The 21,555-nt window shown below is 34.6% G+C and carries 18 protein-coding genes and 4 pseudogenes; 18 read left to right on the forward strand and 4 right to left on the reverse strand.

Annotation, left to right across the window (positions count from 1 at the left end):
- Positions 1-257: 257 nt before the first annotated feature.
- The 11 genes and pseudogenes from GW534_RS11855 to folP all read left to right on the forward strand — a co-directional run bounded on the left by GW534_RS11855 (position 258) and on the right by folP (position 11,555).
- On the forward strand, positions 258-1,193 hold the full coding sequence (locus tag GW534_RS11855) for a ring-cleaving dioxygenase (protein ID WP_161921234.1): 936 nt from the start codon (positions 258-260) through the stop codon (positions 1,191-1,193).
- A 76-nt stretch (positions 1,194-1,269) separates the two neighbouring features.
- A pseudogene (locus GW534_RS11860) lies at positions 1,270-1,539 on the forward strand (nitroreductase family protein); the annotation flags it as partial.
- A 164-nt stretch (positions 1,540-1,703) separates the two neighbouring features.
- Entirely contained in the window at positions 1,704-2,039 is a 336-nt protein-coding gene (locus GW534_RS11865; protein ID WP_161921235.1) for an ArsR/SmtB family transcription factor, read from the forward strand.
- 57 nt (positions 2,040-2,096) lie between these two features.
- Positions 2,097-3,041 (forward strand): cation diffusion facilitator family transporter, encoded by a 945-nt coding sequence (locus GW534_RS11870; protein WP_161921236.1) that lies wholly within the window; start codon positions 2,097-2,099, stop codon positions 3,039-3,041.
- Positions 3,042-3,522: 481 nt separating this feature from the next.
- Positions 3,523-4,109 (forward strand): annotated as a pseudogene (locus tag GW534_RS11875) (ATP-binding cassette domain-containing protein); the annotation flags it as partial.
- A complete protein-coding gene (locus GW534_RS11880; protein ID WP_161921237.1) occupies positions 4,110-4,754 on the forward strand; it encodes an ABC-2 transporter permease in 645 nt (214 codons plus the stop codon).
- 608 nt (positions 4,755-5,362) lie between these two features.
- Positions 5,363-7,021, forward strand: coding sequence for a glycerol-3-phosphate dehydrogenase/oxidase (locus tag GW534_RS11885; protein WP_161921238.1), 1,659 nt, complete (start codon positions 5,363-5,365; stop codon positions 7,019-7,021).
- Between the two features lie 247 nt (positions 7,022-7,268).
- Positions 7,269-7,832 carry a glycerol-3-phosphate responsive antiterminator gene (locus GW534_RS11890; RefSeq protein ID WP_161921252.1) on the forward strand — a complete coding sequence of 188 codons (564 nt, stop codon included), beginning with the start codon at positions 7,269-7,271 and terminating at the stop codon, positions 7,830-7,832.
- Between the two features lie 236 nt (positions 7,833-8,068).
- A complete protein-coding gene (locus tag GW534_RS11895) occupies positions 8,069-8,893 on the forward strand; it encodes an MIP/aquaporin family protein (protein WP_161921239.1) in 825 nt (274 codons plus the stop codon).
- 108 nt (positions 8,894-9,001) lie between these two features.
- Complete coding sequence (glpK, locus tag GW534_RS11900; protein ID WP_161921240.1) at positions 9,002-10,492, forward strand: glycerol kinase GlpK; 1,491 nt, start codon at positions 9,002-9,004, stop codon at positions 10,490-10,492.
- A gap of 241 nt (positions 10,493-10,733) precedes the next feature.
- Positions 10,734-11,555: a dihydropteroate synthase gene (gene folP / locus GW534_RS11905; protein WP_161921241.1), complete on the forward strand. Its 822-nt coding sequence runs from the start codon at positions 10,734-10,736 to the stop codon at positions 11,553-11,555.
- A gap of 92 nt (positions 11,556-11,647) precedes the next feature.
- Here the strand turns inward: folP and GW534_RS11910 are convergent, their stop codons facing one another.
- Complete coding sequence (locus GW534_RS11910) at positions 11,648-11,806, reverse strand: hypothetical protein (protein WP_161921242.1); 159 nt, start codon at positions 11,804-11,806, stop codon at positions 11,648-11,650.
- 67 nt (positions 11,807-11,873) lie between these two features.
- Positions 11,874-12,797, reverse strand: a complete 924-nt coding sequence (locus tag GW534_RS11915; RefSeq protein WP_161921243.1) for a cation diffusion facilitator family transporter — start codon at positions 12,795-12,797, stop codon at positions 11,874-11,876.
- Positions 12,798-13,248: 451 nt separating this feature from the next.
- On the opposite strand from GW534_RS11915, the gene GW534_RS11920 reads away from it, so the two are divergent.
- From GW534_RS11920 to GW534_RS11930, 3 genes and pseudogenes are all read left to right on the forward strand, one after another.
- Positions 13,249-14,676, forward strand: coding sequence for a multicopper oxidase family protein (locus GW534_RS11920; RefSeq protein WP_161921244.1), 1,428 nt, complete (start codon positions 13,249-13,251; stop codon positions 14,674-14,676).
- Between the two features lie 345 nt (positions 14,677-15,021).
- Complete coding sequence (locus tag GW534_RS11925) at positions 15,022-15,261, forward strand: indolepyruvate ferredoxin oxidoreductase subunit alpha (RefSeq protein ID WP_161921245.1); 240 nt, start codon at positions 15,022-15,024, stop codon at positions 15,259-15,261.
- 212 nt (positions 15,262-15,473) lie between these two features.
- Positions 15,474-15,644: pseudogene (locus tag GW534_RS11930) on the forward strand (VOC family protein); the annotation flags it as partial.
- 75 nt (positions 15,645-15,719) lie between these two features.
- On the opposite strand, the gene istB reads toward GW534_RS11930, so the two are convergent.
- Positions 15,720-16,442, reverse strand: coding sequence for an IS21-like element helper ATPase IstB (istB, locus tag GW534_RS11935; protein ID WP_161921246.1), 723 nt, complete (start codon positions 16,440-16,442; stop codon positions 15,720-15,722).
- On the reverse strand, positions 16,435-17,910 hold the full coding sequence (istA, locus tag GW534_RS11940) for an IS21 family transposase (protein ID WP_161921247.1): 1,476 nt from the start codon (positions 17,908-17,910) through the stop codon (positions 16,435-16,437). The genes istB and istA overlap by 8 nt, the downstream gene beginning before the upstream one ends.
- 142 nt (positions 17,911-18,052) lie before the next feature.
- Between istA and GW534_RS11945 the strand changes: the two are divergent.
- From GW534_RS11945 to GW534_RS11960, 4 genes and pseudogenes are all read left to right on the forward strand, one after another.
- Positions 18,053-18,868, forward strand: a pseudogene (locus GW534_RS11945) (ring-cleaving dioxygenase); the annotation flags it as partial.
- 281 nt (positions 18,869-19,149) lie between these two features.
- Positions 19,150-19,926, forward strand: a complete 777-nt coding sequence (locus GW534_RS11950; protein WP_161921249.1) for an amino acid ABC transporter substrate-binding protein — start codon at positions 19,150-19,152, stop codon at positions 19,924-19,926.
- A gap of 184 nt (positions 19,927-20,110) precedes the next feature.
- The gene (locus GW534_RS11955; RefSeq protein ID WP_161921250.1) at positions 20,111-20,770 is read left to right on the forward strand and encodes an amino acid ABC transporter permease; all 660 of its coding nucleotides are present in this window, start codon (positions 20,111-20,113) and stop codon (positions 20,768-20,770) included.
- Between the two features lie 14 nt (positions 20,771-20,784).
- A complete protein-coding gene (locus GW534_RS11960; protein ID WP_312854665.1) occupies positions 20,785-21,531 on the forward strand; it encodes an amino acid ABC transporter ATP-binding protein in 747 nt (248 codons plus the stop codon).
- Positions 21,532-21,555: the final 24 nt, after the last annotated feature.

Here is a 21,555-nt window from a genome sequence, read left to right on the forward strand (position 1 = left end):
TTGATACAGGGGTTTTGGTACAGGGGGCCGGGTTCGGTGTATCATTTTGAAATTGGTACGAGGGACCTGTCCCTGTGTACCGTTCTCAATCCATCGTTCTTTTAAAGTAGTATATTCAAAGGTCTTAATAAAATGGGCGGAAATATTTCACAATAAAATAATAAGGTTGACAGTAATTCAAGTTTCACGTTATAATTATCTCGAATTAAAGATAATAAAAATAGAGATATTTGATGTAAATATAGGAGTGTAATTATATGAAAAAGACAGCAGGCATCCATCATATTTCAGCAATTGTTGGTCATCCGCAAGAAAATGTTGATTTTTATGCTGGTGTTTTAGGTTTAAGATTAGTGAAAAAAACGGTGAATTTCGATGACCCGGGCACATACCATTTATATTTCGGAAATGAAGGGGGCAAACCAGGTACGATTATTACCTTTTTTCCTTGGCCAAATGCGTATCGAGGAGCAATCGGTGGAGGACAAGTCGGTGTGACAACTTATGTAATTCCTGAAGGTGCAATGGATTTTTGGGAAAAACGACTTGCGAAATTCGAGATTGAATTTGAAAAGGTCGCACGATTCGGTGAAACGTATTTACAATTTGAAGATTATCACGGACTACAATTAGAACTTGTTGAGCGAGCAGAAGGTGAAACGAATAATTGGACTTTTGGTGATGTTACGCCAGAGGTAGCAATTAAAGGATTTGGTGGTGCGATTCTTTTTTCAACGAATCCGGAAGAAACGGTTAGAGCCGTACAAGATATAATGGGATTAGAGAAAGTAGCGGAAGAAGGCGATCTTGTTCGTTTTAAAGCTACAGGTGATATTGGAAATATTATTGATGTTAAGAAAACAACATTACCAAGGGGAAGAATGGGTGTAGGTGTTGTTCACCATATTGCATGGCGTGCACAGGATTTTACAGACCATTTAGAATGGCAACAATATGTAATGGAAAAAGGTTATCACGTTACAGAAGTGAAAGACCGGAATTACTTTAATGCGATTTATTTTAGAGAATACGGTGAAATTTTATTTGAAATTGCTACAGATCCTCCGGGATTTGCCCATGACGAATCTTTCGAAACAATGGGTGAAAAGTTGATGTTACCACCGCAATATGAACATTTGCGTGAAAAATTAAATGAGATTTTAATACCGATTGATGTACGGAATTTAGACTAAGGAGGGACCTGTTTTGTTATCCTTTGATCCAAAAACAATTGAAGAACGACAAAATTATAAGTTTTTAACGAAAATGTACACATCTCGTGGAGAAGATTTCCAACGGGATGAAGCGATTCGAAATGCTAGCTTGTCTGCCATGTTATTTATGTTAGCTGCAAAAGATAAAGGTTGGGATACATGCCCTATGATTGGCTTTGATCCGGACAAGGTACGCGAAATCCTGAACATAGATGAACAATACGAAATTGCCTTAATGATTACGATTGGTAAAGAGAAAGTTTCAAGTAGACCACCAAGAGGATATCGTAAACCAGTAACAGAGTTTGTAACTTATGTTGAATAATTGATTTCTATTAGTAAACGCTTGTGGTAATTGTACCCAGGCGTTTTTTTCTTTAAAATAAATCGTGGATCATCTGTATTAATAGTACGTAAACCCATTGACACACGTACTATTGCAGTTTAATATATGAATATATACTCATATATTAAAAAAGGGTGAAAGATATGACTGAAAATAAAAATGAAGAACAATCAGAACCTAATGAATTTCATGATTTAGATGAGGAAACATTATTTATAGTTTCACAAACGTTTAAAGCGTTAAGTGATTCTACACGGATTCGGATTTTAAATTTAATTTGTAATAAAGAGTATTCAGTTAATGAAATAGCGGAGCATCTTAATCTTCGTCAGTCAACGGTGTCACATCAACTTCGTTTTTTAAAAAACTTACGGTTAGTAAAATATCGTCGAGAAGGAACAACATTGTATTATTCACATGATGATGAACATGTTATTAATTTATTAAAACAAACGATTGAACATGCAGAACATCACTAATAAACATGTCATCACTCATGAAGTGTGTTTATAAAAAATGATTCGGAGGGCATTTTTATGGGACATCATCATGGTCACCATCATCACGACCATACCCATGGGGCAAATAAAAAAACGTTAACGATTGCCTTTTTCATCATTGCCGCATATATGGTCGTTGAATTGATTGGTGGACTTTTAACGAATAGTCTTGCATTGTTATCTGATGCGGGTCATATGTTAAGTGATGCGATATCACTTGGAGTAGCTGTTCTAGCATTTCAATTAGGTGAACGAGCAGCAAACTATGAAAAAACATTCGGTTACAAGCGATTTGAAATATTAGCAGCAGCATTTAACGGTATAACACTTTTAATCATAGCGATTTTTATTATTATCGAAGCTGTAAAACGTTTTGCAGCACCACCTGAGATTGCTACGACAGGGATGTTAACAATTAGTACGATTGGATTATTAGTAAATATTTTAGTAGCGTGGATAATGTTTCGAGGTGGCGATACGGAAGAAAACTTAAATATGCGTGGAGCGTTTCTCCATGTCATTGGTGACATGTTAGGTTCAGTCGGAGCAATTATCGCTGCACTTCTTATTATGTTTTTTGGCTGGAGTTGGGCAGACCCGGTCGCAAGTATTATTGTCGCCTTAATTATTATGAGAAGTGGCTTTTACGTTACGAAAGATTCTATTCAAGTATTAATGGAAGGTACGCCAAAAAATATTAAAGTTGAAGATATTATTAAAACGATCGAAAATGTGCCGGGTATAAAAAGTATTCATGATTTACATGTTTGGTCAATTACGAGTGGTCATAATGCCCTTTCCTGTCATGCCGTTGTCGATACGCATATCACAATTGAAGAAGGTCAACGGATTCTGGATGAAGTAGAACATCAATTAATTCATAAAGGCATCAATCATATTACAATTCAAATGGAAAGTGAAAATCATGATCATCATGGTTCTGTACTATGTAACCATCAGGGGTTGTCCAAAAAGTCATGAGCTTTGACTTTTTGGATGCCCCTTTTTGTCATTGCAAAAATATGCAAAAAAGAGAAAAAAGAAGAAACCTCAACAAGAAAACTTGCCCCTACATTCAAATCATATGATAACCGACAAATCCAAGTTATTTATGACATTGAAGGACTATTTCCTGAAAACCATCCAGCGCGAGTAGTCGATGAAATGGTGGATCTATATCTGATGAGCAACTCTTCGCTTATTATAAAGCGGAGGCAGAGTCTCCTATCATCCCTAAATGTCGTGGAATTGAAAAATTGACAAAGGAAAATATTCTTTGCTTCTATTTTTTACTTCTATTTTGGTTCCATCTAAGAAGTAGTTCTCCATGGTTATGTAGTTCTGATCAAATAATTTTTGAATGATGCTTTCAAATAACTCATCAATAAAATTCTGCATTCGAACATCACGAACTTCATTTATTTGTTCAGAAGTCTGGCTGTTGCATTGCGCCCAAAAATAAGAAAAAATTGGAGTTGTGTTCGATGCTATGAATTTACCGGCGCACCTAACAGTCAAACAACTAAATAAAGTTTTTTTGAGAATATTTAATACTTGGAATCAAGATGATTTTTTCCGATTGGTTAATTCTTTTTCTCTCCCCGAAGATAAACAAATATATAAATTTTCTCGTGGGATGTCAATGAAACTTTCTATAGCTGTTGCACTGTCACATAATGCAAAACTACTATTACTAGATGAGGCAACAGGAGGGCTTGATCCCTCATCAAGAGAACAAGTCTTAGGTGAGTTAAAAAGCTTTGTGAGAGAGAGTAGTGGTGGGATATTGCTAGTCATATTGTTTTTATCAAAAATGGTAAAATTTTATTAAATGAGAGAAAAGACGAGATTCTTGAAAAATTTGCAATTGTTGATATCAAAAAGGAACAATTATCTTTACTAAATAGAAATATAGTTGTTGCAAAAAGGGACTATGGTTCTTATTCTAGAATACTTGTATCAAATAAAATGGAATTGCCAAAGGAGCTTAGCTCTAAAAAGATTTCAATGGAAGAACTTAGTATCTTACTAACAGGGAGTGAAATTTAAGTGAAAGGTCTATTATTGACAAACTATTACCTAGTTTATCGAAGTATTTTTGCATATGTAGGTCTCGCATTATTGATTGCTGGTGTACTTTTATTTTTTGCAGGGCCTATGATAAGTGGTGTGGCCGCTATGTTAATTATATTGTTAATGACTTTGCCTTCACTTGAAATTATAAAAATAGAGAGTAAGTCTGGTTATGATAAATATGTACTTACCTTACCGGTTAGTAGGTCTCATATTGTCCGAAGTCACTATATTTTTTACTTATCGGTTGTGATTATCGGAGCATTTCTTGCATATATTGTTATTTATACATATGATCTAATCTTTGAAACACAAATAAATGGCATAATTAATATTATTTCTTCTGGAATTTTCGTAGTTCTTTTTGCAGGTGCGCTTATATACCCGTTCCTCTATATCTTTGGTGCAGACAAATCTGATGCATTTGTACTTGGAGGAGGATTTGTAGGTCTATTTGTTTATTATGGAATCAAATTCTTAGTAGAAGATTTAATAGACAAATTACCGTTATCCATAGATTCGTCTTTATTAGTTCCGATTTTATTTATAGTACTTGGTATTACTGTATTTACTCTCTCATATTTAATTGCTGTAATTATTTATCGGAAGAAAGAATTTTAGACAATGTGATTAGTACATCAAGTAGGTAGAAGATTCATCTATAGTATAATTTCAGATTAATAAATTAATCTGTTATTTCTTGTTGTTAATAGAAAAGGAGGGAGACTATGAACGGTAATATGCTTTATCATCAATATATGAAACCAGGGTCAGAATACTTCAGTAAAATGAAGGTAATAATTGTAAAAAAAGTTCACCTGTAACATCGGAGTGAGTGTGTAACATCTTGGAAAGATGGGACCCGTAGCAGTAACCCACAAAGAGTCTCCCTGGATTGAAGTTGCTCATGCAATAAACTCCTTTCTGCCAATTATTTATAAATATGCTTATAACTATTTATTTATTCGTAAGTAGCTATAAGTCTCCAATTCTGAACACACTCCTCTAAAAATATAATTAGAAACTTTCCTACTCATGAGGCATTTGCGACGCTCCTTTTTTATTTTCAAGTTAAATACATTTTCAATGATTTAAATCTATGTTATAATAAAATCAAAGTTGATATGATGAAGAGATAAGGAGACCATAAAACGAGTCGAAGTATGACCTTCGTCTAGTTTTTTGGTCTTTTTTGTTTGTTAACCACTAATTTTTAGGAGGCCAAAATCATGCAGTTTTCAAATAAAAATCGACAAAAAATTATTGACACATTTAAAAATAATGAATTTGATGTTGTTGTTATAGGTGGTGGTATTACTGGGGCTGGAATTGCCCTTGATGCAACAACTCGAGGAATGAAAGTAGCCTTAGTAGAAATGCAGGATTTTGCTGCAGGTACGTCTAGTCGTTCTACGAAACTTGTTCACGGTGGTTTACGTTATTTAAAACAATTCCATGTAAAACAAGTAGCAGAAGTAGGACGAGAGCGAGCCATTGTATATGAAAACGGGCCGCATGTAACAACACCTGAATGGATGTTATTACCATTTTTTAAAGATGGAACTTTCGGGAAATTTTTTACATCAATTGGATTAACTTTGTATGATCGCTTAGCAGGTGTTAAAAAAAGTGAACGAAAAAAAATGTTAACAGCAGAGCAAACATTACAAAAAGCACCGTTAGTAAAAAAAGAAGGTCTTAAAGGTGGCGGCATTTATGTTGAATATCGTACAGATGATGCACGATTAACAATTGAAGTCATGAAAAAAGCTGTTGAAAAGGGTGCAACAGTTCTAAATTATTCAAAAGTAGAAAAATTAGTTTATTCTAACGGGAAAGTCATTGGCGTTGAAGTTATAGATCAAGTAACGGGTGAAACATACAAAATTCGTGCGAAAAAAGTTGTAAATGCAACAGGTCCATGGGTGGATACGATCCGTGAAAAGGATAACTCTAAAAAAGGGAAGGTATTACAATTAACAAAAGGTGTTCATATTGTTATCGACCAATCAAAATTCCCATTAAAACAAGCGGTATATTTTGATACGCCGGATGGACGAATGGTCTTTGCTATTCCACGCGAAGGGAAGGCATATGTCGGTACAACGGATACTTTTTATGATTCGGATCCGATAAATCCGCAAATGACGAAAGAAGATCTGGACTATCTTTTAAAAGCGATTAATTTTATGTTTCCAGATGTAAAAGTATCGGAGAAGGATGTAGAATCAAACTGGGCAGGAGTCCGTCCGTTAATTTGGGAAGAAGGAAAAGATCCTTCAGAAATTTCACGTAAGGATGAGATCTGGGAATCTGAATCTGGATTAATGACAATAGCAGGCGGTAAATTAACAGGTTATCGAAAAATGGCTGAAAAAATTGTTGATTTATTAGTTGATAAATTTGAAAAGGAATATGGAAAACAGTTCGGTCCATGTGTGACTAAACACACTCCGTTATCTGGAGGAGATGTAGGCGGATCCGCTAAATTTAATGAGTTCATAAATGAAGCTAGTAAAATAGGCCAATCAAGCGGTTTATCAAAAGAAGAAGCAGAAAGTCTCGCATCGAAATATGGATCGAATGTATATCGGTTATTTGATATTGTGAAAAATAACGCTGATACAGCAAAAGAATTTGAATTGCCTATCACACTTTTTGCAGAATTACAATATGCGTTAACTTATGAAATGGTTGTTACACCTGTAGACTTCTTCCTTCGTAGAACGGGAGCGGTACTATTTAATATTCATCTCGTTAAACAATATAAAGAAAATGTAATCCAATATATGCAATCTTATTTTAATTGGGATCCAGAAATGACGGAGCGTTATCAAAGGGAATTAGAGGAAATATTAAAACAGGCTCAATTTGTAAGTGAACATTAAATATAGATTTTCATTTTTGTAGTTCGAAGCCTATACCAATTTGAATGTATTTGGGTAGGCTTTGCTACTTTAATCGTCATACAATTTGTATTCAATCATTTGCAAAGAATGTGGCACCTTAAACTGTTATTTCTTATAACTCTCCTTATTGGTGTCTTAGATGTGCTCTTTTCTTCTTTTTATTCTTCGTCTACATTTTTTGTTAAAATAAAAATGAAAGATTATCTAGATAAATTAGGTGATTAAGATGGATTTTACGAAGCAAACAATTATTCCTGTAATCGGTAATATGAAAGATGTAGATTCAATAATGACGAGTAATTATGAATATTATGCTGTATTAAATGCTCATATTTCTAGACTGAAACCTATTTTTAAACTGGCAAGTCAATATGAGAAAAAGATTTTAATTGATATTGATTTAATTAAAGGTCTAAAGGCTGATGAATTTGCAACTGAATATATTTGTCAAGAATTCAAACCGTATGGAATTATATCTACGAAGCCAGCTGTAATTGAAAGAGCTAAAGAAAAAGGTGCTGTCACAATTCAACGTATATTTCTACTCGATACGAATTCGATTGAAAAAAGCAATAAACTTATCCAAAGAACGGATCCAGATTTTCTAGAACTGCTACCCGGTTTAGTACCGAAGCTTATCAAGCAATTTTGTCAACAGACTGAAAAGCAAATTATCGCTAGTGGTTTTATTGAGACGGTAGAGGAAGTGGAGCAAGCCATAAATGCTGGTGCAATTACGATTACGACATCAAGTAAAAACTTATGGGAATATTATGAACCGAAAGAATAATAAATTCCTTTTACTAATGGTTGTTTGAAGTAAGAACCCGAATATTTAACAACATATCTACGTTATTAAAGTTAAAAATAGAGATTCATATTGACAGCGTTTTCTATTTGTGATAAATTCAATTTACAAGTTAATAATGAAGATTATGTGAAAGAGAATAGGAGATCACAAACTTATCTTTATCGATAGGTTACGTGGTCTCTTTTTTGTATCTATTCATAAAGGGGTGTATAGTAATGACATTATTTTTAGCAGAATTGGTAGGTACTTCGATCTTAATTATTCTAGGGGTCGGTGTATGTGCCGGAGTAAGTTTAAAAAAATCAAAGTCCAATAATAGTGGATGGGTTGTGATTACTTTTGGATGGGGACTTGCTGTTGCAATGGGGGCATATGCTGTCGGTCAGTATAGTGGGGCTCATTTGAATCCTGCCTTGACTCTCGCCTTTGCACTATCAGGTGATCTAGCTTGGAATCTTGTACCAACTTATATTATCGCTCAAATAATCGGTGCTTTCATTGGAGCTGTTATTGTATACTTTCAATATTTACCTCATTGGAAAGAAACAAAGGATCAAGTTGCGATTCTTAATACTTTTGCAACAAGTCCAGCCATCCCGCATTTATTCGGTAACTTCATCAGTGAAGTTATAGGAACGTTCGTATTAGTGCTCGGGATTTTCGCAATAGGAGCAAATGAGTTTGCTAATGGTTTAAATCCTTTCATTGTAGGTTTTCTGATTGTTAGTATTGGGATGAGTTTAGGTGGTACAACAGGGTATGCTATTAATCCTGCAAGGGATTTTGGTCCGAGATTAGCACATGCTTTATTACCAATTCCAAATAAAGGTAAGTCAAATTGGGGTTACGCTTGGATTCCGATTGTAGGTCCAATTGTTGGAGCATTATTAGCAAGTGTATTTTATAATTGGGCATTTCAAAGTCAATTTTTAGCCGGCTCATGGTTTGTTTTGATTGGAAGCGCTTTTATTTTTGTTGTAATATATGCAATAACAAAAAAGAATTCAGTTGAAAAAAGTGATATTAACATAGTTAAATAAGTATAGAAATTAAGTATAGCCATATTATAAATCATAAAAAACGTATAAACGTTATGAAATATGAAAGTAGTAGAAAAGTAGTATTATAGAGATGGGAGAGAAATCATAATGGAAAAATTTATGTTAGCGATTGACCAAGGTACAACAAGTTCACGGGCAATTTTATTTAATAAAAAGGGAGAAATCGTTCATATTGCACAAAAAGAGTTTACTCAACATTTCCCGAAACAAGGCTGGGTGGAGCATGATGCCAATGAGATATGGGGATCAGTTCTATCTGTTATTGCTACCTGTTTAGCTGAGTCCAATATTAATCCTGAACAAATAGCAGGAATCGGTATTACGAATCAGCGGGAAACAACGGTTGTATGGGATAAAAATACGGGAATGCCTGTTTATCATGCGATTGTTTGGCAATCACGTCAAACAGAAGGAATTTGCCAAAAATTAAAAACGGCTGGTTATGAACAAACAATTAGAGAGAAAACGGGATTATTAATCGATCCTTATTTCTCTGGAACGAAAGTAAAATGGATCTTAGACAATGTCGAAGGTGCAAGGGAGAAAGCGGAGAAAGGTGACTTGTTATTTGGTACTATTGACACTTGGTTAATTTGGAAACTCTCTGGTGGTAAAGTTCATGTAACCGATTATTCCAATGCATCACGCACATTAATGTATAATATTCATGAGCTTAAGTGGGATGATGAGCTTTTAGATATATTGTCCGTTCCATCATCTATGCTTCCAGAAGTTCGACCATCCTCTGAAATTTATGGATATACAGTTGATTATCATTTTTTTGGACAAAATATTCCAATTGCGGGCGTTGCCGGTGACCAGCAAGCTGCCTTATTTGGTCAAGCATGTTTTCAACCTGGAATGGTAAAAAATACGTATGGAACAGGCTGCTTTATGTTAATGAATACAGGAGAAAAAGCAATCCAATCGGAACACGGTTTATTAACCACGATTGCTTGGGGAATCGATGGTCGTGTTGAATATGCCATAGAAGGAAGTATATTCGTTGCTGGGTCTGCCATTCAATGGTTGCGTGATGGATTACGTATGTTTAAACATGCTGGGGAAAGTGAAGAATACGCTACACGTGTTGAATCAACGGAAGGTGTATATGTAGTTCCAGCTTTTGTAGGTTTAGGTACACCATATTGGGACAGTGAAGCTCGTGGAGCGATTTTCGGATTAACAAGAGGAACGACAAAAGAGCATTTTATTCGTGCAACCCTTGAATCATTAGCGTACCAAACAAAAGATGTATTAAATGTCATGGAGAAAGACGCAAAAATTCCTGTTAAGTCTTTACGTGTTGATGGTGGAGCAGTCGCTAATAACTTTTTAATGCAATTCCAAAGTGATATCTTGAATGTTGCGGTAGAAAGACCTTATGTAAAAGAAACTACTGCCCTCGGTGCAGCATATTTAGCAGGATTAGCTGTAGGTTATTGGGAAAATCAAGACGAAATTGCGAGACAATGGAATAAAGAAAGAGATTTCCAACCAAGTATGACGGAAGAAGTTCGTAACGAGCTTTACAAAGGTTGGAAAAAGGCCGTTAATGCAACAATGGCGTATAAATGATAAAGTTATTTAGTTTATAGTTGAGAAGGAAAGGATGGGTCCAATATAAAGTCTCTTTTGGGCCCCCTTTTTTTATATATTTATATCGCAACTAAAAAAAAAGAAGCTGTCCATTATCACTTTCGGACAGATTTTTTTATTGATTTGATCTTTTCATTAAAAAATCTCCCTTTGAACTATGCTACATTAAAGAGGGTTATGTATAATAAAATAATAATTTACTATATAGAAGGTGACTGTAATGATTTTAAAAACAAAAACGAAGAACTATGACTTAGCGGAACGGACTTATATAATGGGTATTTTAAATGTTACACCGGACTCTTTTTCCGACGGGGGAAAATACACAAGTCTTGATAAAGCATTAAGTCATGCTATAAAAATGGAAAAAGATGGCGCAGATATTATTGATATCGGCGGTGAATCAACTAGACCCGGTCATACACCTATTTCAATAGAAGAAGAAATTGAGCGAATTGTTCCTGTTATTCAAGCGGTTCGTGAAAATACAACGGTCCCCATTTCTGTTGATACGTTTAAGGCAGAAACAGCCCGGGCTGCCCTTGATGCAGGAGCGGATATTATTAATGATATTTGGGGAGCAAAAAAGGATCCGGAAATCGCTGATGTTGCAGCTGAATATGATGTTCCGATTATATTAATGCATAATCGGGAAGAAGAAAATCCAAAATACAATTCCATTATCGATGATATGAAGCGGGATTTAGAGGAAAGTATCGAAATTGCTTTAGAAGCGGGAGTGAAGAAAGAAAATATTATTATCGATCCTGGTTTAGGATTTGCGAAATCGATGGAGGAACATCTTATCGTTATGAATCAATTGGAAGAGTTGCACACGTTAGGGTATCCAATTTTACTTGCTACATCACGGAAACGTTTCATAGGGCATGTGTTGAATGTGCCTGCGCAGGAACGGGATAATGGAACAGCTGCGACAACATGTCTTGGGATTACAAAGGGTGTGCATATGGTACGAGTACATAATGTAAAACTAAATGTGGAAATGGCGAAGATGATGGATGCAATGTTAAGAGCAAAATAAATTAAAAACTTGATGAAGGGGACGAAAAAATGATCTCTTTCATCAAGTTTTTTATGGAAAAATTATTTAACTAAAACAATCACGTATTATATTTATTTAATATTTTGGTCCTTAATCATACTACTAATCTGTTCTGTCAATTCCAAAAATATAATGCCATCTTCACCGGTTACTTTAGGTTTGCGGTTCGTTTTAATGCAGTTTAAAAAATCAATTAATTGAGTTGTTAATGCTTCTTTCGGTGGTACCATCACTTTTTCAATTAAATTTTGTTGTTTATAATAAGGAAATTTTGGGAAAAGACAAATCCCTTACCTTTTATATGTTTTTACTTGGATCGATATGAATTACGATATCGATTCCAAGTTCTTTTTTTATTTTTTCTTCTAATTGATGGATTAAGCTATGGGCTTCTTCGACACTAATGTGTGCTGGTACATCGACATGCATGGAAGCAAAATGTTTTCCTGGTCCATAATCATGAATCCGTAATTGATGACAGTTCGTAACAACTTTACTTTCTGCAACCATCTTTTCGATTTTCTCAGAAATTTCTGGATCTGGTGATGGTCCTAACAAAAAGTTAACAGTATCTTTGGCAGTACTAAATCCTGTATACATAATTAAAAGAGAAATGATAAGTCCAATGATGCCGTCAATCGGTAAATCGACATACAAACCAATCACAGTACCGATAATTACACCTGATGTTGTAATGACATCATTTAAACTGTCCTTAGCTGTAGCGATATTAAGTCCAGAGTTGATTGTTTTTCCAATATAAGTGTTATAAGAATACATCCAAACCTTGATTAGAATGGACAGGCTTAAAATAACAATGGCTAGTATATTTATATCAACCGGTTGTGGATTGAATATTTCATTAACAGAGCTTCCTAACAATTGCCAACCTACAGCAAAAATTAAAAAAGCGACTAACAATGATGCAATATATTCGTAACGACCGTGTCCGAAGGGATGCTCTTTATCTGGTGGGCGATTACTTAGTTTTGCGCCTATTATTGTAATAATAGATGTGGCGGAGTCTGTTAAGTTGTTGAAGGCGTCGGATATAATCGCAATACTATTGACGATAAGCCCGATAACTAATTTTATTATAAATAACAATACATTACATATAATGCCAACAATTCCCGACAACACACCATATTTTTCTCGAACGTCTGTATCTGTTGTATTTTCGTAGTTCGGAATAAAATGTTTAATTAAAAATTTAATCATTGAATCAATTTCACTCTTTCTTTAAAAACGCCTCTATTTATATATTATTTTATCAGTTCGAATTCGTGTGGGTCTATAGCAACTATATTGGACAACGCCAAATTTTAAGTCAGTTATTTTGTACCTTTAAATATAAAGAGTCTGTATAATGGAATGGGGAATAAATATATGTCTTAAATTCATGTTTTTTATTATTCCACGTAATTTTTATATTTAACCTAACATTTTTTGTTTAAATAAAAGATGAGAAAGTGGTATTTAGATAAGATATTTTTTCACTTAAATTCGCTTAAAATGCAGAAATTTAAAATAATGTTCACTTTTTAATATGCAATCCAATAAATTTTACAGTACGCTTATAATAGGAATCTCTGTCTAATTAATTTACTAAAAAACTATTTTAATAATATTATTAATAATAGACATTAATGTGTGAAAGGTGGAGCAATCGTTGAAAAAGAAGATATGGATATCGATAGGTACAATTGCTATTCTCCTAATAATTGGTGTTGTTTATTTATTACATAGTTGGGGAGTCTTTGCTACTTCTTTTAAGGAAGCAAATAATGATACGCTAGAAGTGAAACAACAACCATTACCGATTCCACCATTGTTAGAAGATAAAAATCCGGATTCTAACAAAGCGGAGTTTGAAATAACTGCCCAAGAAGGTTCAATGGAATTCTTTGATGGGACGATAACTAAAACGAGAGGTTATAACGGAGACTTTTTAGGCCCAGTCATTCGTGTTCGCACTGGTGAAGAAGTATCGGTAAAGGTAAAAAATGAATTAGATGAATCAACAACTCTCCATTGGCATGGGTTAGAAGTTGATGGGGAAAATGATGGTGGACCTCATAATGAAATAAAACCAGGGGAAACTTGGTATCCGGAGTTTACAATTGAGCAACCAGCAGCAACCCTTTGGTATCATCCACATCAAATGCATAAAACAGGTAAACAAGTTTATGAAGGAATGGCTGGTTTGTTTATCATTGAAGATGAAGTATCTGATTCGTTAAATATTCCGAAAGATTACGGTGTGAATGATGTTCCATTAGTTATACAGGATCGCCGTTTCGATAAAGAAGGGCAGTTTGATTATGAATTAGGTATGAAAGATTCGATTGTTGGTTTTGAAGGCGACACGATTCTAGTTAACGGTGCCGTGAATCCGTATTTAGAAGTACCACAGGGAATGGTCCGTCTGCGTATATTAAATGGATCCAATGGTAGAATTTATAATTTAGAGTTTAGTAATAAACAGGCATTTTACCAAATAGCTAGTGACGGTGGATTTCTAGAGGAATCGGTAAAAATGAATGAATTAACCCTTGGACCAGGAGAACGGGCCGAAATTTTAGTAGACTTTTCCAATTTAGCAAAAAATGAAACTGTTGAATTATTAGACCAAGGTATTAACTTTATGTCTTTTGTTGTTAGCAAAGATAGTGACAAGGAATTTATAGTACCAGAAAAGCTAACAACTATTGAAAAAATTGAAGAAAGTAAAGCTACTACAACAAGAGTGTTTAATTTTCAAGGTACAGGTTCAAGTGTAAGTATTAATGGTGAACAAATGGATATGGATCGTATTGATGAAGAAGTAAAATTAGGCGCAACGGAAATTTGGGAAGTTGGTAATTTTACTGGTCAAACTCACCCTTTCCATGCCCATGGAGCTCAATTTCAAATTCTTGAACGCGATGGAAATCCGCCTCCTGCGAATGAAAGTGGCTGGAAAGATACATTTTTAGTGGCACCAGGAGAAAATGTACGTGTCATTGCAACATTTAAACATAAAGGTATCTTTATGTATCATTGTCATATTTTAGAACATGAAGATGCTGGTATGATGGGACAATTTTCAGTTGAATAAATTTTAAAATGGCAGGGGTTTTTCTCCTGCCATTTAATTTTTAGCATATAAATAACTTTTATATATGTAGAATATAGATTTTTATTAGCTGTAGAAATTGAATTGATTACATTGGAAAGAAAGAGCTTTTTCAATATTATTCTGTTTAAATTGAATATTTTATAGAAAATAGTCAAAAATCTTGAATTTATATGTTTATACTATTAGTATAGTGTAGATAAGACTTACAACTAATAATGAAATTTTATGATAAGTCTGTCAGCAATAAATGGAAATTTATATTATAATGATTATGTGTTATGAATTTAACAATGACTTAACTGTGAATTTGGGAGGGAAAAATAAATGGCTTTTGTTATTACAGCACCATGTAGAAATGAATTGGCAGCAGAATGTGTCGAAGTATGTCCAGTTGATTGTATAGAAAAGGGAGACGATCAATACTATATCGACCCGGATATTTGCATTGATTGTGGTGCATGCCAAGCTGTGTGCCCAGTTGAGGCTATTTTTTATGAAGAAGACCTTCGACCAGATGAAGAAGTATTTTTAGAAAAAGCAAAAGAATTTTTCAGAAGTCGTTAATAAAAAAGATAAATAGGTTGCGAAAAAAGGAATGGCGAAATAGATGGCTGTTCCTTTTTTGTTTTTTTAAAAGGGAATAAATTTTTTCGGATTACAAATAAAAAGCTCATATAAAATAATAAACGATTATTTTTATTGCATAGGAGAGTAAAATATGATATATTTATCTCGAATTAGAAATAATCGAATTAGAAGTAAATGGAGGAAATATAATGAAAGAATTAAAAGGTATTCACCATGTTACTGCGATTACAAGTAGTGCAGAAAAGATATATGAGTTTTTTACGTATGTGTTAGGTATGCGTTTAGTAAAGAAAACCGTAAACCAAGATGATATTCAAACATATCACTTATATTTTACAGATGATGTTGGTGCGCCGGGTGTATTTTGCAAGCGAAAAGTTTAGAAGAATGCAACGAAAAGTTTAGAACTTTGCCAGCCCTTATTTTCCTTGTAATTAACGATTCGATAGTGCGTGTTTTACACGGTAACTATCACCGGTAAAACTTAAAATATGTGCATGATGAATGACTCTATCCACTAGAGCAGCGGTTAGGCGTGCATCTACAAATATCTTATTCCACTGACTAAACTCCAAATTCGACGTAATGATGAGGCTCTTTTGTTCATACCAGTCTGAGATTAGTTGAAATAGTAATTCAGCTCCATCCTTGCTAAATGGGACGTATCCCATCTCGTCGAGTATAATTAGATCTACTTTGTTAAATCGATTCCTCAATAGCCGATAACGCCCTTCAGCCCATGACTTTTCCAATAACTCTATTAAATCTGCGACCCGGTAGAAACGGACCTCATATCCGTTTCTACAAGCCTTGCGTCCTAATGCCGTGGCTAGGTGCGATTTCCCTGTTCCTGGTGCCCCTGTTAAAATAATATTTTCCTGCCTCCTGATAAAAGAAAGGGATTCAAGACTTTCTCTATCAAGATTCGGTGGGAAGTGAATGTGATCGCCCCATTGATAATCTGATAATTCCTTTTCATTCATGAATTTCGCTTTTTTGATGAGGCGTTCCCCTTTTGCGGTTTCTCTCAACTCTATTTCTTTTTGGAGTAACTCAGCTAAATATTGTTCTGGATCCTCAAAAGGTATCTTTTCGTATAAGTCTGTTATGTAGGCGAGACGAAGTGTTCTACATCTTTCTCTTATCAAGTCAGACATCATATACACTCCCCTTCGCGGCAGAAGTATTCGTAGGACGGAGAGAATCGTATATATTCCAATCTACATCATAAGGGTGGTTCGTAGAATCACTACACGCTGAGTCAACGCGATTATCTTCTGGCAATAATTCATAAAAGCGTTCATCTATTTCTTTCACATCGTGAGTATTGATCAGACTCAGTAACCAATCAACACGTTCTTTTCTTAATTTCATAGATTCAATATTTAAGTAATGCGCTATTCTTCCAGGTAGATAAGAAAAATATCTAGAATATACGATAGAACGTGGCTTTTTCCTCCAATTTTTCAGTATGGACTGCCATGGGATTTCTCTAGTTTGATTCATATATGGTCTTGGACCATTAGACAGAATTTCTCCGTTTGAAGAAACAACTTTATAGTAATCCCAGTATTGAATTAAATATAATTTGCTGTAATGATAACTCTTAGGCACGTGGATTAGCGCTCCATCTATACGCACCTCGCCATATTTATTAGCGGTCACCATCGATTGTTTAAATACCGGATAATCAGATTCTGGTAAAGCCAGACCGTATTTCTTCTCTTCTTCCAACAAATCTGCAATCACTTCGCCCTTTTTATAATGAGACCGTTGATGATCTTTCCTACATTGTTCGAATAATAAATCCCTTAAATGTGCTAAATCATTTATGACAGGAGATGGTGTGAAAAAATTATAACGCACATATCCTACCTTATTTTCTACATGTCCTTTTTCGTTTCCCTTTCTTGGGTTACAAGCTTGCGCTTCAAATCCATAGTGACTCGCAAAACGTTGAAATTCCTCTGTGAAGACTGTTTCTTGATTACGTCCTCTTGCCTTTACTACTGCTGCTGGGAGGTTATCCAAGCGAAGTTTCCTAGGAACAAATCCGGATTGATTAAAGATTACTTTAAGGCCCTCTAAAAAGCATTCTTGATTTTCTGCAGGTAAGGGAACTGCATATCCTGCGTTACTATAAGGGAAGCTCATCACTAAACAATGGATATCTTTTGCTTTTCCATCCTCAATTGCTTCTGTAATACCAAAATCTATCTGAGCTTCAGCTGGTGGATGAGTTAGTCTTTCACATTCTTCTTTCAACTCGTCCGTCTCGTTTAACATTTTTTCTTTCCACTCTTCTTTGATGAAATTACAAACGGTTCGATAAGAACCAGGAAATCCCAATTTCTGTAACCCGTCAAATATATTCTTATTGTTTCTTCTTAATTTCTTTTTGAGTGCATAATCTTCTGTTAGCCAATCGATTACAATTTCTCCCCACTTTTCCTCATACATCATCCCTTTTTTGATAGGCACTTTTTCTTCAGGTAACTGATCGTTGTCTGCATATTTCTTCACGGTTTGCCAACTAAAACCAGTTCGTTTTGAAATTTCATTGATCGATAACGATTTATCATTCCTTAATTTTTTGATATGATTGATTTCAGGCATTGCTAGCATCCTTTCATCCCCCCACCTTTAATTGATTAGACACCAATAACGGTAGGGTATTTTGAGAGGACTGGCAAGCCTTTTTCTTTTTGTGCAACCTTCTAACATTTTGGTTGCAATACTCTTAACTTTTATTTTGCACTAAACACCGGGAACGGATATGACATTTTTTGATTTTCCAGGTATTCCAAAAGGTGTTCACGGTACAAATGAAATTTTTAAAACTTCATTCCGTGTACCTGATGATGCTGCCTTAGAATATTGGCAAAAACGTTTTAACCGCTTAGGTGTGAAAAACTTCGGTATTAAAGAACAGTTTGGTAAAAAAACATTATCCTTTGTTGACTTTGATGATCAAAATTATCAATTGATTTCTGATGAAAATAATGTAGGTGTTCCTTCTGGTACACCGTGGAAAAAAGGTCCGATTCCTGACGAGTTTGCGATTACTGGCCTAGGTCCAATTGTCGTTCGTGTGTCTTACCTCGATTACTTTAAACAGGTAATGGAAACAGTTTTAGGCTTTAAACAAGTAGGAAAAGAAGGAAGCTTATATAACTTTGAAGTAGGAGATGGTGGAAACGGCGCTCAAGTATGGGTTGAGCATAATACGATGTTACCTCCTGGAAGACAAGGATTCGGTACGGTCCACCATGTGGCTTTCCGTGTTGATGAAAAAGCAGATTTAGAAGAGTGGGATAAACATTTCCGAAGCTATCGTTTTGCCACTTCTGGTTTTGTTGAGAGATATTATTTCGGTTCCCTTTATACACGGGTTTCACCAGATATTTTATTTGAACTAGCTACAGACGGTCCAGGTTTCATGGGTGATGAACCATATGAAACACTAGGTGAAAAATTATCATTACCGCCATTCTTTGAACCAAAACGAGATGAAATTGAAAAACTGGTACGTCATTTTGATACTGTTCGAAGCAATAAAGTTTTTGAAAAGGAATATGAATAACAAAAATATATTGGCCATTCTCAATGTATGAGGATGGCTTTTTTATTTGGTACGAGCTTCTTCTAATGAAGAAAACGAAAAAAATGAAACACTGAACCCGTCCCTCTGTACCAAAATCCTTTAGCTTGCTAATATATTAAATTTTTTGTTGACTTGAACATTTGGACATGTTATGATTTGATTATCAAATAAACACTTTAGTTTATTAAAGAATTAAATAACTAAAAGAATTGAAATTTCTAATAAATCATAAAAAATTTACAAAGCAGGTGACGATGTAAATGAAACGTTTAACAACTCTCTTAATCTTATTAATTACTATTTCATTACTAGGAGCATGTTCAACAAATTCCTCGGATAAGGAAAAAGAGAATCAATTAATTATTGGTATAGATGATGCTTTTGCACCTATGGGATTCCGTGATGAAGATAACGAAATTGTCGGTTTTGATATTGATTTAGCGAAAGCTGTTATTGAAGAAATGGGGAAAGAAGCAGTTTTCCAACCGATTGATTGGGGATCTAAAGAAACTGAATTACAAAGTGGACGTATCGATTTAATTTGGAACGGATATACGGTAACAGAAGAACGTAAAGAAAAAGTACTTTTCACAGAGCCTTATTTAGCAAATTCACAGGTAGTTGCAATATTAAAAGACTCTGATATAAAAAGTTTAAGTGATTTAGCAGGTAAATCTGTTGGATTGCAAGCACAATCTTCTGCAAGTAATGCCTTAAATGGTTCTGATATTGCTTCAGAAATTAAAGATGTTAGTGAATATAAAACAAATGTACTTGCATTACAAGATTTAGATAGTGGTCGCGTTGATGCAATCGTTATTGACGAAGTTGTAATTGATTATTATATGACAATTAAGCCAGACACATATAAAGTTTTAGAAGAGTCTTTAGCACCGGAACTATATGCAGTTGGTGTAAAAAAAGGCAATGATGAATTGTTAGAAGAATTGCAAAAAGCAATGGATGAAGTAATTGCCAATGGTACTGCTGCAGCAATCTCTGAAAAGTGGTTCGGTGAAGATAAAATTTTGAATTAAATTTAATTAGAAACAAACCACAAACATTAAGTAATAATAAGGGCTGTCTATTGACAGCCATTTTTATCGTTTTTACAATATATTTTCCTTAATTTACCATTTATAATAGTGAATAGTAAAAACTCACTAGTGAACTTATATTTTTTGACACTCACCATATTTTGGTGAGCTGAGGAGGAGTATCATGACATTTGATTATTTTGAAATGATTGTTATACCAATGCTAGAAGGAGCTAAGATAACGTTATTACTATTTGCAATCGTAATATTACTTTCTATACCGATTGGCTTTATTTTAACATTGGCAGTTCGGAGCCGAATTAAACCATTATCTTGGCTTGTTCAAGGCTTTATTTATGTCATGCGGGGCACACCGTTACTATTACAACTATTATTTATTTGTTTCGGTTTACCATTAATTCCCGTTATCGGAGAATATTTAGTTCTAGATCGTTTTGTTGCTGCGTGTGTCGGTTTTGTTTTAAATTATTCAGCTTATTTTGCAGAAATTTTCCGTGGGGGTCTTTTAGCTATAGATAAAGGCCAATATGAAGCTGCAAAAGTGTTAGGTTTCAGTCGCTTTCAAACGATGACGAAAATCATTATCCCGCAAATGATTCGTGTAGCTTTACCAGCGGTGTCAAATGAGTCCATTACATTAGTTAAAGATACATCGTTACTATATGCTGTTGCTGTACCAGAATTATTGCATTTTGCACAAACAGCCGTTAACCGGGATGCGACAATTGTTCCGTATTTTGTTGCTGGTCTCATTTATTTAGTCATCACACTAATCTTAACTTGGATATTAAAACGTATCGAACGACGATATCGATTTGAATAAAGGAGGGAATCGTCGTGGCAATCATTGAAATAGAAAATTTGAAGAAGTCGTATGGACAGTTAGAAGTTTTAAAACAAATAAGCTTTCAAGTGGAGCGGAAAGAAGTTGTCGCCATAATCGGGCCGTCTGGATCAGGGAAGAGTACTTTATTAAGAAGTATTGTAAACTTAGAAACGATCAATGGCGGAAATATAAAGATAGATGGTGAATATTTAGTTGAAAATGGTCACTATGCAAAGCCAAAAGAGATACAAAAAATATTAAGTAAAGCGGGGATGGTTTTCCAACATTTTCAACTGTTTCCGCATTTAACTGTTAAAGATAATTTAGAGTTAGCACCGAAATTAGTAAAGAAGGAAGATGCAAGTGTAGTTGAAAAAAGAAGAATGGAATTGCTAGAAAAGGTAGGTTTGCAAGACCGAGCAAATACATATCCTGCCAATCTTTCAGGTGGGCAGAAGCAACGGGTTGCCATTGCAAGGGCTCTCATGATGAATCCAGAAATACTGTTGTTTGATGAACCAACATCTGCTTTAGACCCTGAATTAACGGGTGAAGTTCTTAAAGTAATGAAGGATTTAGCTGAAGAACAAATGACGATGGTAGTCGTAACTCATGAAATGGGTTTTGCTAGAGAAGTTGCTGACCGAATTATTTTTATGGATAAAGGTGAAATTGTCGAATCTGGAACACCTGAAGAAATCTTTGAAAATCCAAAAAATGAACGGACAAAAACATTTTTAATGAGAGTGCAAAAATAATAAATTACTCAAAATTAACATAAA

It is taken from the genome of Pallidibacillus pasinlerensis (assembly GCF_009996845.1).
In the GTDB taxonomy this organism is placed as follows: domain Bacteria; phylum Bacillota; class Bacilli; order Bacillales; family Caldibacillaceae; genus Pallidibacillus; species Pallidibacillus pasinlerensis.